Origin of the sequence: Tritonibacter scottomollicae, from assembly GCF_003003215.1 — a bacterium.
GTDB lineage: Bacteria > Pseudomonadota > Alphaproteobacteria > Rhodobacterales > Rhodobacteraceae > Epibacterium > Epibacterium scottomollicae.
Genome location: NZ_PVUF01000015.1, coordinates 25,379 through 38,291, shown reverse-complemented (window position 1 = coordinate 38,291; position 12,913 = coordinate 25,379). Strand labels below are relative to the sequence as shown.

Here is a 12,913-nt window from a genome sequence, read left to right as displayed (position 1 = left end):
CATCTTGCTGCCGAGCGCGTGATCGCGTGCCATGCCTACGAGCCCCTTCACGTCATCGGCTGGCCATCCTCGTCGACATCGCGCCGAGAGCAACGAGGTGGATCAGCATGAATTCCTTGTCGCCACAGAGAAGGCCGGCAAAGAACCGACCGATGACGCCGTCGATGAACCGGTGAAGATCCCAGCGCGTCTATCCTGCGGTGAATGGATCAGAACAAAACACTGATCACAGCCAGAACGACGACGATCAGTCCGATGACGTAAAAGACGTTGTGCATTGATAGGATCCTCCATGGGGCATGTGCGGCCACCTTAGAACTACGTTACGCAATCAATGCGCTGCGTGCGGAGCGCACATACTAAACTGGTTTAGGATTTCGAGACTTAGGCACGGCGGAATGGAATGGGTGACTTTGATGAAGGCCCTGAATGCCGGAACCGAAGGCATCCAGAGAGGAATTGGGGCCATCGCGAAAATCACAAGTGAGCGCGACGAGCCCACCGAGGGGCAGCACTGCAAGGGAATGGAAGGGCTAGTCGAAGAGGCACAAGTGCATGCGATCAAAGATAGCTTCGGCAAGGAAGCAACGCGCGATGCACTGATCATCACGCAGTATCAGTGGCTGATCGACTATGCGATTACAGGGTACGGATGCCTTGCGGCTTTCGCCGAGCGCCTGGATTTGGACAGCGACATGATTGAACTGAAGGCTTGCCTCGATGCGTCCCATGATGGCGACCGCACGATGACCGCGCTCGCAACTGGTGGCATCAACCGGGAAGCTCTAGTCTGGTTCTAACTCCGGCTCGGCCAATTTTGCGGGCGCAGTCGCATCGCGCCCCACTGGGTCGGGCTGTGGAAACCAAGACGTATCCATGTCGACGAATGGATTAACGTACTCACAGTCTTTTTCCCATCTCTCGCGATCCAGCAGACGCAAGTAAGGACGCTCGATTTCGATTTCGCCGTTTTCGACAAACCTGCGCAGCAGCTTGTTTACGTAGATGGATGTCAGGCCGACGGCCTGTCCTATCTCGGCCTGGCTGAGGGGCACTTGCAAGCGGTTGCCCAAACCGACGTTCGCGATTTCAAGACGTGATCTCAGTTGCAGCAGCCAAAACTTGAGCTTTCGAGTTGCATCCATTGATGCAAGACTGCTGGCATGGTGCCGTAGCGCGATCTGATCAAGACTGCCGACCGCAGTCAGAAGCGCCCCAAGCCGCGGATGGTCCGAGAAGAGCGGCGCTAAACCGTTTCGGGGGAATGGACATATGACCCCGTCGGTCTGCATGACCACACGATGACTGGCACGTGACGATCCGATCTCAGCAAGCCCCATCACTTCGCCGGGCAAGTAAATTCTCAATATCTGGCTTCGGCCGTCGGTGCTGTCAGACCTCACGATAGCCCAGCCGGACTTGAGAATGGTCACGCCATCCGACCGGTCGCCCACACTGATGACCGTTCTACCTTTATGGCAAGGTCGTTCATCCTTCTCCATTTCAGCAATGAAGGCACGTTCACGCTCGGTCAGGTCAACGAAGCGAGACAGGCGGCTGACAAGGCAGCTTTCAATTTTTTTGGTCATTCCGGATCTTATCATAGGTTAATCCCGGCCACCTCGTTCCTTCCGCAGTGCCGAGCTACATCAAAGTATATTACCTTAGTCGAAAGAGCTCCCGCAATAGAGCTGATCATCATCCGTTCCGTCATGGTTCCATCGCTTCGGGTATTTCTGCGGGTCGGTCCTGGAACGCAATTCTGGCGCAGGACGAGATTGGACTTGTCTCGAAGTGATGCATGCGCAGGATCTATTGATTGTCTTGTGAGCAATATTGCGATCCACGATCCCTGTGGTGAATGCTGCCTAGTGGCCTGGCTGGCGCAGACCTATCGCCATTGGCAAGGCGTGTATTGCGAGGTTGCGTTTCATTCGGTCGCTGGCTGTCCATGCGACCTGCATCACGCTTGAATTCTTCCGCCCGTTTCTCTGACATCGCTTATCTCCTTGGTCGCGGTCATGCCCTCACGACCCCGGCAATTTTTCGACGCAAGTCCAGAAAACCGCGCGCTTTACTTTCCACTGTGGCTGAGCTACGCCGCCACTCGTGTCTTTGAAAAAGCTAGCAATCATCGGTCTTGGCCCCAGGGGCCTGGCCGCCGCCGAGGCGGCGCTGGAGGTTGCTCCGGAACTACGCATCTGCATCTTCGAGCCGGGCCCTTACCCGGGCGTAGGACCAAATTTTCGCCCAGACGAAGCGCCCGAGTGCCTCTTGAACCTGCCGGTTCGCGAGCTTGATCTTGGTGCGCCGCGCTTTGCCGACTGGCTGGGAGGCACGTCCGAGGCCTACCCTCCAAGGGCTGAGGTGGGCCGCTACCTGACGGAGCGCTGGCACAGACTGCAATCACAGGTCGAACATGTCCCCGCCACCGCCGTGTCGGCACACTATGATCGCGGTTGGATCGTCGATGGCCGGGGGCCGTTTGACAACCTGCTGCTGACTCAAGGCCAACCCCCGGTGACGCAAGACGCGCAGGCCGCCCGCTGGAGCGCGCATGCCGCCGCGCAGAAGCTGACCTTTATCAACGCTTACCCCACAACGTCGATCCGCTCCGTTGATTGGCGCGGGCGGGTCGTGGCGCTGCGTGGACTCGCACTCTCGGCGCTGGATGTGATCGCCCTGCTCACGCTCGGGCAAGGCGGCACCATGGATGGCGACAGCTATCACGCCTCGGGGCGGGAACCGGATCTGATCGTTCCGTTCTCGCTTGACGGGATGCCTCCGATGCCGAAGCCGGCCAATGCCGATATCGACGCGCTCTTTGATCCGCTGCCGACCGAGCGGCGCGCGGTGATCAGCGCGGTGACGCGGGCACTGACGCTTTCGCCGGATGCCGCGGTCCAGTGCCTGACCGACGCCCTTGCGCCGATCATCGCGCGCGTCACCAACACCGACCCCCAGCCGTGGCTCGCCGCGGAGCGCGACGCGCCCGGCGCGCAGGAGAACGATGACCCGGTGTCCGCGCTCGAGATCGGACTCTCGATGGCGGACGGACAGCGCGCTCCTTCGGTTGGCTATGCCGTCGGGCAGATTTGGCGAAAGCTGCAACAGGATGTGCGGGGACCGTTCGCAGCGTGTGACGGCAGTGGCGAGACCCGCTCCGCCCTGGTCGCCTTTGAAAACGGGCTCAAGCGCTATTCCTACGGCCCGCCCGTGCGCAGCGCCCGTCTGCTTCGGGCCCTGATCGACAAGGGCTTGGTCCGCCTGACCGTTGCGGAGGACCCGGCGATCTCATTGGAGCGCGGCGGGTGGCGGTTGAATGATCAGATCCTCGCCGACGCGATGATCGATTGCGTTCTTCCTGGTCCATCGCCCGACGATATCACCGATCCCTTGGTACGCGGCCTGATCCGCGCGGGACACCTAACGGTCGACTGCGGATTGAAACCGGTGACGGATGGGCTCTCCGTGCTCGGCCGCACGACCGAAGGTCAAAGGTGGGCAACGGATTCCCTCGTCGACTGTTTTGGCGATGTGACGGCTGAGTGGGCCAGAAAATCGCTCGGCGGCTCAAAAGGGGTTTGAGCCACCACAGGCACGACACAAGACGGCGCGGAGAATAAAAGCATGGCAAACCGCGCCTGATGCTGCAAAGCTTGTTCCGGGCCTATGTCGGCACCTTCGCCCCCATTTGCATCAGGCGCCGCTTGGCCCAAACTCCGCACCTATCCAGACCGAGGCCGCCATGCGCATCCTTCTGATCCTATTGCTTTTGACGGCCGCGCCCGCGCTGGCCCAGACCCCGGGTGACACGGAGGTGGAGGTGACCTCTACCGATCAGGCGGTGGATGTGGAGCCGGGACTTGCGGATGGGCGCATCGCGGAGCGGATCGCGCAAATCCTCGATGCCACAGGCTGGTATTCGGACGCATCAGTGCGTGTGAATGACAGTATCGCGTTTCTGGACGGAACCACGACGACGACGGAGCGCAAGACCTGGGCGCGCGATCTGGCTGCCAAGACCACGGGGGTTGTCGCCGTGGTCAACAGGATCGAGGTGGAACACGCAGTCGAACTGACCATCGACCCTGCCGTGCGCGAGGTGCGCGTGCTCAAAGATCAGCTGCTAGGGGCGCTGCCCTCCATCGCGCTGGCCCTGCTGATCCTGCCGCTGGCGTGGTTCGCCGCGCGTCTGGTGCGCCACATATTGAGCTGGTCGCTGCGCGGGCGCACGCGGTCGCCGTTCATCGCAGACATCCTGGCACGGCTCGGCGCGCTTCCGGTGCTGTTGCTGGGGCTCTACCTCGTGCTTCAAATCGCGGGATTGACCCAGCTGGCGCTATCGGTGGTCGGCGGCGCCGGGGTGCTGGGGATCGTCATCGGCTTTGCGTTCCGAGACATTGCCGAGAATTTCCTCGCCTCGCTGTTGCTCAGCCTGCGCCAGCCCTTTGCGCGGGGCGATATCATCAACGTGGCCGGGCAGTCCGGCGTCGTTCACAGCATGAACACGCGCAGCACGGTGCTGGTGTCAGTAGAAGGCAACCACATCCAGATCCCCAATGCGACCGTCTTCAAGTCGATCATAGAGAATATAACCGCGGTGCCCCGCCGCCGCGGAGAGCTGGATCTGGGCATCGGATATGACGCGGCGATCAGCGATGTGCAACGGATCGTGAATGCTGTGCTCAGTGCCGAACCGGGCGTGCTGAAGCACCCCGAGCCGATGGTGCTGGCCGACACGCTTGGCGCCTCGACCGTGAACGTAAAGATCTACTACTGGTTCGACGGGGCGCAGATTTCACCGCTCAAGCTGCGCAGCGCGCTGGTCCGGCAGATCAAGCAAACGCTGATGGATGCCGGCATTTCCATGCCCGATGAAGCGCGGGAGATCATCTTTCCCGAAGGCATCCCGCTGCAACAGGGCACGGGACCCGCCCCAGTGCCCGAACCCGCCCCCAAGGAGGGCCGATCGGAGATGGACGACGACCTCAGCGCCGAAGACGATCTTGAAGAGCAAATGCAGGTGCCGATCGAAGGATCAAACGATACCGATCTGCTGCGTTGACAGCGGCAAGGCTTGCACGACACCCACCTGTGTTCTATATATGTTCTCATGAAGCGCACACTCCAAGATAAGCTCGCAATCCTGTCGGATGCTGCGAAATACGATGCCTCCTGCGCGAGTTCCGGGACCACGCGACGGGATTCTCGCGCCGGCGGGATAGGCAGTGCCGGGGGCAGCGGGATCTGCCACGCCTACACGCCCGACGGACGCTGCATCAGCCTGCTGAAGATCCTGATGACCAATTTCTGCATCTATGACTGCGTCTATTGCGTCAATCGCGTCTCGAGCAGGGTGGAACGGGCGCGTTTCACCCCCGAAGAGGTCGTGACGCTGACGTTGGAGTTTTATCGGCGCAACTACATCGAGGGGCTGTTTCTGTCGTCGGGCATTATTCGCAGTCCGGATGACACGATGGCAGATATGGTCCGTATTGCGCGGATGCTGCGCGAGGATCACGGTTTTAAGGGCTACATCCACCTCAAGACGATCCCCGAGGCGTCGCCCGACCTAATCACAGCGGCCGGACGCTACGCCGATCGCCTGTCGATCAACGTGGAACTACCCAAAGACGACAGCGTCGCCAGGCTTGCGCCGCAGAAACAGCCCAAAGGCATCCGCGCCGCCATGAGCCACGTGCGCGAGACACGCGCCGCCAGCAAAGTGGCCAGCCATCGCGGCAAGCGCCCTGCGCGTTTTGCCCCTGCTGGGCAGTCGACTCAGATGATCGTCGGGGCCGATGGCACCTCTGACTGCGATATTCTGGGCACGTCCACACGGCTTTATCAGGGCTACAAGCTCAAGCGGGTCTATTATTCGGCCTTTTCTCCGATCCCCGACAGCTCCGCAATGCTGCCGCTGATCCGACCGCCGTTGATCCGGGAACACCGGCTTTATCAGGCCGATTGGCTGATGCGGTTTTACGGCTTCGACGCGGCAGAGATCACGTCCTCCACCAAAGGCGGAAACCTCGATCTGGAGATCGACCCAAAGCTCGCCTGGGCGCTGGCGCATCGCGCACAGTTTCCCGTGGATGTGGCACGCGCGCCGCGTGAGCTGTTGCTGCGCGTTCCTGGATTTGGAACACGCACCGTGCAACGCATCCTTGCTGCGCGCCGTTCCGGGCCGCTGCGCTACGCGGATCTGATCCGCATCGGCGCGCGGGTGAAACAGGCCGAGCCGTTCATCACGCTGCCCGACTGGTCGCCCGGCGCGTTGACCGACAGCGCCGGACTGCGCGCCCGCTATGCGCCACCGCCCGAACAGCTCAGCCTGTTCGCATGATCCAGGTCGACCTGCCCGTTCTGGGGCGCGCAAAGGCGTGGCGCGAGGCCGCCCGTCGTCTCGCCAGCCACGGCATTGCCCCGGAGGAGATCGACTGGCAGGGCGGCACCCTCTTTGGCGGCGACCCTATTCCCGATGCGGACGGCCCGCGCGATCTTCGCGTGCCCAAGAGCTTTGTTCAGCTGTCAGGGAGCGTCATCTGCCATACCGACCCGGAGGCGCCTGCCCTGCTGTATCAGGCGCTTTGGCGGCATCAAAAGGACCGGCGCGCGCTAGGGAACCCCGCCGACCCTCTGACCCGTCGCCTTGACCGGCTGGCAAAGGCCGTGGGGCGCGACATTCACAAGATGCACGCCTTCGTCCGGTTTCGCGAATTGTCCACGAGCGGCGCGCGCCGCCGCTTCGCCGCGTGGTTTGAGCCAGACCACCGCATTGTGGAGGCCGCCGCGCCCTTCTTCGCCCGCCGCTTCGCCGATATGGACTGGCTGATTGCGACGCCGTTCGGCACCGCGCGGTTTTCAGACGGCCAGCTTGGTTTTGACCTCCCGGGGCCACGCCCGGATCTGCCGGAGGACGCGTCAGAGGCACTCTGGACGACGTATTTCACCAATATATTCAACCCGGCGCGGGTAAAGATTGGCGCGATGAAATCCGAAATGCCGGTGAAGTACTGGAAAAACCTCCCCGAGACCCGCGCGATCCCGGCCATGCTGCAAGACGCCGAAGCGCGCGTGCAGCGGATGCGGGACGCGCTGCCGACAGAGCCGCCGAAACGCGCGGCGCGGATCGCAGCAATGCCTGCAACGCTAGATCAGGCGCGTGCGGGGGCCGAGACGTGTACACGATGCGACCTTTGCGCGCCGCGGCGGATGGTCTGGGGCGAAGGGCCCGCCGATGCACCCCTGATGATCGTCGGCGAAGCACCGGGAGATCACGAGGACCAGCAAGCGCTGCCCTTTGTCGGCCCCGCCGGTCAACTGTTGCGCGCCGCGATGACAGAGGCCGGATGCCCACCCTCTTATCTGACCAACGCCGTGAAACACTTCAAGTTTACGCAGCGGGGCAAGCAGCGACTGCACGAAAGCCCGACGCGCGGCGAGATAGACCATTGCCGCTGGTGGCTGGACCAGGAACGACGGCTGATCCGGCCCCGGCTTACCGTCGCGCTCGGCGCGAGCGCAGCATTTGCGCTGACCGGGCGTCGCGCGGCGCTGACGTCGCGACGTGGCACGCTGGAACCGGCGATCCGTGGCGGTGACGTCCTCATCACCTGGCATCCCGCAGCGATCCTGCGCGCACGATCGCGGGGCGCGGAGATGCGCGCCGAACTGGCGGCTGATCTGAGCCACGCTGCGGAACTCGCAAGGGAACGAATGGGCGCGCGGAGCGTTGAGGCGTAGCAAGCCTTAATGAAGAGGAAACCTCATGACTGACACACAAGAATTCTGGGATCGCCTCGCCAAAGTGCGTGCCGGTCTGATGGAGGTGAATGGCCGCCTTATTCCCATGTCGCCAAATTGCGCACCCGAGGATGGCTGCATCTGGTTCCTGACGGCCCGCGGCACCGACGCGGCCGAAGCCGCAAAAGCTGGCAAAGAGATCCGCTTTGCCATTTGTGATACAGATGCGGGACTGCATGGCGTTCTCAATGGCACGCTGGAGCTGTCGGAAGATCGCGAAAAACTGGCCGAGGTTTGGAATTTCGTCGCCGCGTCCTGGTTTGAAGAAGGCAAGGACGACCCCGATCTGGTGCTGACCCGGATGACACCGAAAACCTCCGAGCTGTGGCTGAGCCCGAAAAGCGGCATGGTTTTTCTATATGAAACACTGAAGGCCAACCTGACCGACACGCAACCTGACATGGGGCGCCATGTCACCGTGACGTTTTGAACCCAGCGGAGATCCTTACGAATCGACCCGAGGGGCTTTATTGCCCCTCGGGAGATTTCTATGTCGACCCGATTAAACCAGTGCCCCGCGCTCTGATCACCCATGGCCATGCGGACCATGCCCGCGCGGGACACGGCGCAGTGATGGCGACGGCGCAGACCCTTGATATCATGTCGGTCCGCTATGGAGAGAGCTTTGCCGAGGCGCGGCAGGTGGCGCAAGGCGTGACGCAAGTCGGCGACGCCTCAGTGTCCTTCCACCCTGCCGGGCATGTTCTGGGCTCGGCCCAGATCCGGATTGAGCAGCAGGGCGCGGTGGCGGTTGTCTCCGGCGACTACGCGCGCGAGGCAAACCCGTCCTGCGCATCATTTGAGCCCGTCCCCTGCGACATCTTCGTTACCGAAGCGACCTTCGGCCTGCCAGTGTTTCGCCACCCGCCTATGGCTGATGAAATCGCCCGGTTGCTGGCGTCGGTGCAGGCCTTTCCGGACCGCGCGCATCTGGTCGGTGCCTATGCCTTGGGTAAGGCGCAACGGGTCATCATGGGGCTACGACAGGCCGGGTGGGACGCGCCGATCTACATCCACGGCGCCCTCCAACAGCTGTGCGATTACCATATCGCGCAGGGCGTGCCCTTGGGCGATCTGCGCCCAGCCACCGTCGCGCGGGGCAGCAAGGCCGATTTCAAAGGCAGCATCGTGCTTGGCCCGCCCTCGGCCTTTGCCTCAACTTGGGCACAGCGCTTCCCCGATCCGGTGATCTGTTTCGCAAGTGGCTGGATGCAGGTGCGGGCACGGGCACGCCAGAGGGGCGTGGAGCTGCCGCTGATCATCTCTGACCATGTGGACTGGCCCGATCTGACCCGCACGATCACGGAGCTGAACCCAGAAGAAACCTGGGTCACTCATGGGCGCGAAGACGCTGTGATCCGCTGGTGCGAGATGACCGGCCGCACCGCCCGACCGCTGCGGCTGATCGGCTATGAAGACGAGGCCGACTAGATGCGTGACTTCGCCCACCTCCTTGAACGGCTCGCATTCACGCCGCAACGCAGCGGTAAGCTCCAGATTCTGGTGGATTACTTCGCCCGGGCGCCCGACCCGGCGCGCGGCTATGCGCTGGCGGCACTGACCGGCGACTTGGATCTGCGCAAGGTTACGCCGTCGCTGCTGCGGGCTCTGGTGGCCGAACGGGTCGACGCGGAGCTGTTTCGGCTTTCTTACGAGTTCGTCGGCGATCTGGCTGAAACCATCGCTTTAATCTGGCCCGGCCAACAGGACGGGGACCTCCCGCTGCCCGACGTGGTGGCGGAGCTGCGAGAGACCGCCAAAGCCGATCTGCCCGGGGTGATCGCCGCACGGTTGGACGCGCTCGGCCCCTCGTCGCGCTACGCCTACCTTAAGCTTGCGACAGGGGGACTGCGTGTCGGGGTTTCGGGGCGGCTGGCGCGGCTCGCGCTGGCCGAGTTCGGCGATATCGAGGTCACCGAGGTCGAAGAGATCTGGCACGGGCTGACTCCGCCCTTTGAGCCGCTGTTCGCCTGGGCGACGGGCGGCCCTAAACCCGAAAGTGCCGCGCTGGCGCCGTTCCGCCCGGTGATGCTGTCCACCGCGACTGAACTGGACGCGCTGCGCGCACTTGACCCCGATGATTTCGCCGCTGAATGGAAATGGGATGGCATCCGCGTGCAAGCTGTGAGTGATGGCGGGGTGCAGCGGCTTTATTCCCGCACTGGCGAGGATATCTCGACCGCGTTTCCCGATGTGTTGGAGGCGCTGCCCGACGCGGCGGCGCTGGACGGCGAATTGCTGATCCGGCGCGGCGACGCGGTTGCGCCCTTCGGCGATCTGCAAAAACGACTTGGGCGCAAGCAGGTTTCGGCAAAGATGCGGGCCAGCCACCCGGCGGCACTGCGGGCCTATGACCTGCTGGTGGCGGATGGCGAAGATCTGCGCGGTGCGCCCTTCACCACCCGCCGCGCGGCGCTGGAGGCCTTGGTGGCGCGACACGCTCACCCCCGCCTTGACCTGTCGCCGCTGCTGGCATTCGACAGCTGGGAGGCGCTGGCGGATCTGCGCGCTGCCCCGCCCGATCAGGTGATCGAAGGGGTCATGTTGAAACGAAAAAGCAGCCCTTATCAGGCGGGGCGGATCAAGGGGCCATGGTTCAAGTGGAAGCGTGACCCGATGTTGATCGACGCGGTATTACTCTACGCGCAGCGCGGGCACGGCAAGCGCTCGGGCTACTACTCCGACTTTACCTTCGGCGTTTGGGATGGGGAGGCGCTGGTGCCGGTCGGAAAAGCGTATTTCGGGTTCACGGATGCCGAACTCAAGGATCTGGATCGCTTCGTACGCAGCCACACCACCGACCGCTTCGGCCCGGTCCGCGCGGTGGAACCGATCAAGGTGGTCGAGGTCGCCTTCGAGGGGCTCAACCGCTCCACCCGGCACAAATCAGGGGTCGCCATGCGCTTTCCCCGCATCAGCCGCATTCGCGACGACAAACCGGCGTCGGAGGCCGACACACTGGCCAGCCTGCAGGCGCTTCTGCCGAAGTGATCACGCGCGCCTGGCCACACGGCGCTTCGTCCCAACGTGCTCTGGCACAGTGCTGGCGTCGAGTGCGATCCTGAGATCATAGCGCAGGGCCTGTCCTTCAATGGACATGCGGGTGACCAAGACGTAGCTGAGTCTGCCGCAAGACGATCTGCGTTGCTTCGAACGCGTTTGATGCGCTGCGCCAGACCAAGGATTTAGGGGGCCGAGGCCCGTAAGTCTGGGCCTCGGAAGGTGCGGTTCAACGGCTGCCTGTGTCGTCATCTAGAAATGGCGGGGGAGTGGATCTTGCTCAGCTGGCTGCTGCTTGGGACGCTCGACCAGACTGCCAGCGGTGCGCGATTTCGGCGACCCGGCGGCCAAGGTATTCTGCGGTTCTGAGATCAGAGCCTGCCGGCGCAACCTGGGCTGACACATCGGCATCCGCCTGCGACATCGCACCCAAGAACCCACCGAGACGATTGAGATCTTCGGGAGAGCCTGTGCTGGTGTTGTTTCCAGGCGGCAAGCCCAGACCAACCCAGACCATGCCATGTTGCATGGCGAAGTGGTTGATTTGTTGAAGCGTTGCGAGCTTGTCGCCGCTCATCCCCGCCGAGTTAGTGAACCCTGCAGCCAGTTTATTGACCCAGCGCCCTTCGAGCCATCGACCTGAGGTCTCATCCAGGAAAGATTTGAACTGCGCGGAGGCACTGCCGAAATATGTGGGGGAGCCAAAGACGATTGCATCGGCGTCGTCGATAACCTCCCAATTTTGCGCGCGCTCTTCGACCGGGATCAAAGTGATCTGTGCCCCGGCAACCTCACTCGCACCGCGATACACCGCTTTGGCCTGCACCGCCGTGTGGCCATAGCCGCTGTGGTAGACGATTGCGATCTTCACCATTGCTTTCTCCTTTTAAGTGGCGCCGACCGAGCTGGCCGGATTGCCCTGAATGCGACACCAAGATTTCGGAACGGAGGTGCATCCAGTTCCTGTTGGGATGTCCCGCTTGCTTATGTCGACAGAGATCAGCGATTGATAATATTGAGTTCTCATGACAATGATCGTTTTATGAGATCATAAAGGCTCGCCATGACATTGGATCAGCTCATAGCACTCGACGCGATTGTCGCCTCCGGAACATTCCGAGGAGCGGCGGATCGGATGAACAAGGCACAATCCGCGGTGAGCCATCAAATCAAGAAGCTCGAGGACGAATTGGGGTTCGACCTCTTCTCGCGGGACGCCTATCGGCCCAGATTGTCACCGGAAGGCGAGGTCTATTATCGCGAGGTGACGCGAGTCCTGGAGCAGGTTAATGGCTTGAAAACCGTGGCTGCCGGGCTGCGAAGTGAACAGGAGCCTCTGGTCTCGATCGCGATCACAGCAACGATGTCGCTTGATCCGATTCTGAATCTTCTGGGAGAAGTGGGGCGCGCCTTCCCTGCAACGCATATCAAGCTGGTGACCGAGATGATGGGCGGTCCGCTCGCGCGTCTCATGAATGGTGAGGCCCATCTTATCATCGCCGGGCTCGATGGCGTGCCAATCGATGAAGTCGAAACGCGTCCGGTTGGAACCATCACTATCCGCCCCGTCGCCAGCCCGGCATTTTCGGCGGCCGACCCGTCACGGGTCAGGTCGCGCCGTGAGATGCAGGCCTACACTCAGGTTGTTGTGTCAGGGACTGGCGGTAATGACTATGAACAGAGCCGCGACCTGCTTTTGGGTGGCCAACGTTGGACGGTCTCGGATTTTCAAGCCAAGAAGTCCATCATCAAGGCAGGTCTTGGGTGGGGCGGGATCCCGGAGCATTTAATCCTCGATGAACTCAGATCAGGAGAATTGGTTCCTCTGGTGATCGAGGGCCATCCTCCGCGCCACACGGAGATCTTTGCGATCAGACGCCGGGATCACCCGATGGGACAGGTCATGTCGCGGATTTGGAACGCTCTGGGACGCGAGGCGATCCAAGACTGCTGACCACCTAAAGCACGGGCGCTCTTTGTTGAGGCTGGCCTATTCTTGCTTTCTAGGCGCAGTCAGATTGCAACGGCAATAACAGTGAAGGAGGCTCTGTAAGCCCGGCCTTCCCGAACCCCGTTCGCGTATCGGTCGGGTTGCACCCCCCTC

General features: G+C 62.1%; 11 protein-coding genes and 2 pseudogenes. 9 read left to right on the top strand and 4 right to left on the bottom strand.

What is annotated here, in order from left to right; genetic code table 11:
* Window positions 1-52: 52 nt before the first annotated feature.
* Window positions 53-178, bottom strand: a pseudogene (locus CLV89_RS23245) (DUF6552 family protein); the annotation flags it as partial.
* A 220-nt stretch (window positions 179-398) separates the two neighbouring features.
* On the opposite strand from CLV89_RS23245, the gene CLV89_RS18145 reads away from it, so the two are divergent.
* Window positions 399-800: a DUF892 family protein gene (locus CLV89_RS18145; RefSeq protein ID WP_243395066.1), complete on the top strand. Its 402-nt coding sequence runs from the start codon at window positions 399-401 to the stop codon at window positions 798-800.
* Here CLV89_RS18145 and CLV89_RS18140 read toward each other — a convergent pair.
* Window positions 786-1,589: a Crp/Fnr family transcriptional regulator gene (locus tag CLV89_RS18140; protein ID WP_243395065.1), complete on the bottom strand. Its 804-nt coding sequence runs from the start codon at window positions 1,587-1,589 to the stop codon at window positions 786-788. The genes CLV89_RS18145 and CLV89_RS18140 overlap by 15 nt on opposite strands.
* Before the next feature lie 226 nt (window positions 1,590-1,815).
* Window positions 1,816-1,946 (bottom strand): annotated as a pseudogene (locus CLV89_RS18135) (IS3 family transposase); the annotation flags it as partial.
* A 163-nt stretch (window positions 1,947-2,109) separates the two neighbouring features.
* Here CLV89_RS18135 and CLV89_RS18130 point away from each other — a divergent pair.
* From CLV89_RS18130 to CLV89_RS18100, 7 genes are all read left to right on the top strand, one after another.
* On the top strand, window positions 2,110-3,588 hold the full coding sequence (locus tag CLV89_RS18130; RefSeq protein WP_106165075.1) for an FAD/NAD(P)-binding protein: 1,479 nt from the start codon (window positions 2,110-2,112) through the stop codon (window positions 3,586-3,588).
* Between the two features lie 160 nt (window positions 3,589-3,748).
* Window positions 3,749-5,068, top strand: coding sequence for a mechanosensitive ion channel family protein (locus CLV89_RS18125; RefSeq protein WP_106165112.1), 1,320 nt, complete (start codon window positions 3,749-3,751; stop codon window positions 5,066-5,068).
* A gap of 48 nt (window positions 5,069-5,116) precedes the next feature.
* On the top strand, window positions 5,117-6,349 hold the full coding sequence (locus CLV89_RS18120) for a putative DNA modification/repair radical SAM protein (RefSeq protein WP_106165074.1): 1,233 nt from the start codon (window positions 5,117-5,119) through the stop codon (window positions 6,347-6,349).
* Window positions 6,346-7,749, top strand: coding sequence for a UdgX family uracil-DNA binding protein (locus CLV89_RS18115; RefSeq protein WP_106165073.1), 1,404 nt, complete (start codon window positions 6,346-6,348; stop codon window positions 7,747-7,749). Before CLV89_RS18120 ends, CLV89_RS18115 begins: the two co-directional genes overlap by 4 nt.
* A gap of 25 nt (window positions 7,750-7,774) precedes the next feature.
* Window positions 7,775-8,239: a pyridoxamine 5'-phosphate oxidase family protein gene (locus CLV89_RS18110; RefSeq protein WP_106165072.1), complete on the top strand. Its 465-nt coding sequence runs from the start codon at window positions 7,775-7,777 to the stop codon at window positions 8,237-8,239.
* Window positions 8,236-9,240 carry a ligase-associated DNA damage response exonuclease gene (locus CLV89_RS18105; protein ID WP_106165071.1) on the top strand — a complete coding sequence of 335 codons (1,005 nt, stop codon included), beginning with the start codon at window positions 8,236-8,238 and terminating at the stop codon, window positions 9,238-9,240. Before CLV89_RS18110 ends, CLV89_RS18105 begins: the two co-directional genes overlap by 4 nt.
* Window positions 9,241-10,800 (top strand): cisplatin damage response ATP-dependent DNA ligase, encoded by a 1,560-nt coding sequence (locus CLV89_RS18100; RefSeq protein ID WP_106165070.1) that lies wholly within the window; start codon window positions 9,241-9,243, stop codon window positions 10,798-10,800.
* Between the two features lie 289 nt (window positions 10,801-11,089).
* Here CLV89_RS18100 and CLV89_RS18095 read toward each other — a convergent pair whose 3' ends face one another.
* Window positions 11,090-11,683 carry a flavodoxin family protein gene (locus tag CLV89_RS18095; RefSeq protein WP_106165069.1) on the bottom strand — a complete coding sequence of 198 codons (594 nt, stop codon included), beginning with the start codon at window positions 11,681-11,683 and terminating at the stop codon, window positions 11,090-11,092.
* 189 nt (window positions 11,684-11,872) lie between these two features.
* Between CLV89_RS18095 and CLV89_RS18090 the strand changes: the two genes are divergently transcribed.
* Window positions 11,873-12,763 carry a LysR family transcriptional regulator gene (locus tag CLV89_RS18090; protein WP_106165068.1) on the top strand — a complete coding sequence of 297 codons (891 nt, stop codon included), beginning with the start codon at window positions 11,873-11,875 and terminating at the stop codon, window positions 12,761-12,763.
* Window positions 12,764-12,913: the final 150 nt, after the last annotated feature.

What these genes read in the sequence shown, in the direction of transcription:
- CLV89_RS18145 (WP_243395066.1), top strand. Translation starts at nt 399, where the DNA reads ATGGAATGGGTGACTTTGATGAAGGCCCTGAATGCCGGAACCGAAGGC.
- CLV89_RS18140 (WP_243395065.1), bottom strand. Translation starts at nt 1,589, where the DNA reads ATGACCAAAAAAATTGAAAGCTGCCTTGTCAGCCGCCTGTCTCGCTTC.
- CLV89_RS18125 (WP_106165112.1), top strand. Translation starts at nt 3,749, where the DNA reads ATGCGCATCCTTCTGATCCTATTGCTTTTGACGGCCGCGCCCGCGCTG.
- CLV89_RS18120 (WP_106165074.1), top strand. Translation starts at nt 5,117, where the DNA reads ATGAAGCGCACACTCCAAGATAAGCTCGCAATCCTGTCGGATGCTGCG.
- CLV89_RS18115 (WP_106165073.1), top strand. Translation starts at nt 6,346, where the DNA reads ATGATCCAGGTCGACCTGCCCGTTCTGGGGCGCGCAAAGGCGTGGCGC.
- CLV89_RS18110 (WP_106165072.1), top strand. Translation starts at nt 7,775, where the DNA reads ATGACTGACACACAAGAATTCTGGGATCGCCTCGCCAAAGTGCGTGCC.
- CLV89_RS18100 (WP_106165070.1), top strand. Translation starts at nt 9,241, where the DNA reads ATGCGTGACTTCGCCCACCTCCTTGAACGGCTCGCATTCACGCCGCAA.
- CLV89_RS18095 (WP_106165069.1), bottom strand. Translation starts at nt 11,683, where the DNA reads ATGGTGAAGATCGCAATCGTCTACCACAGCGGCTATGGCCACACGGCG.
- CLV89_RS18090 (WP_106165068.1), top strand. Translation starts at nt 11,873, where the DNA reads ATGACATTGGATCAGCTCATAGCACTCGACGCGATTGTCGCCTCCGGA.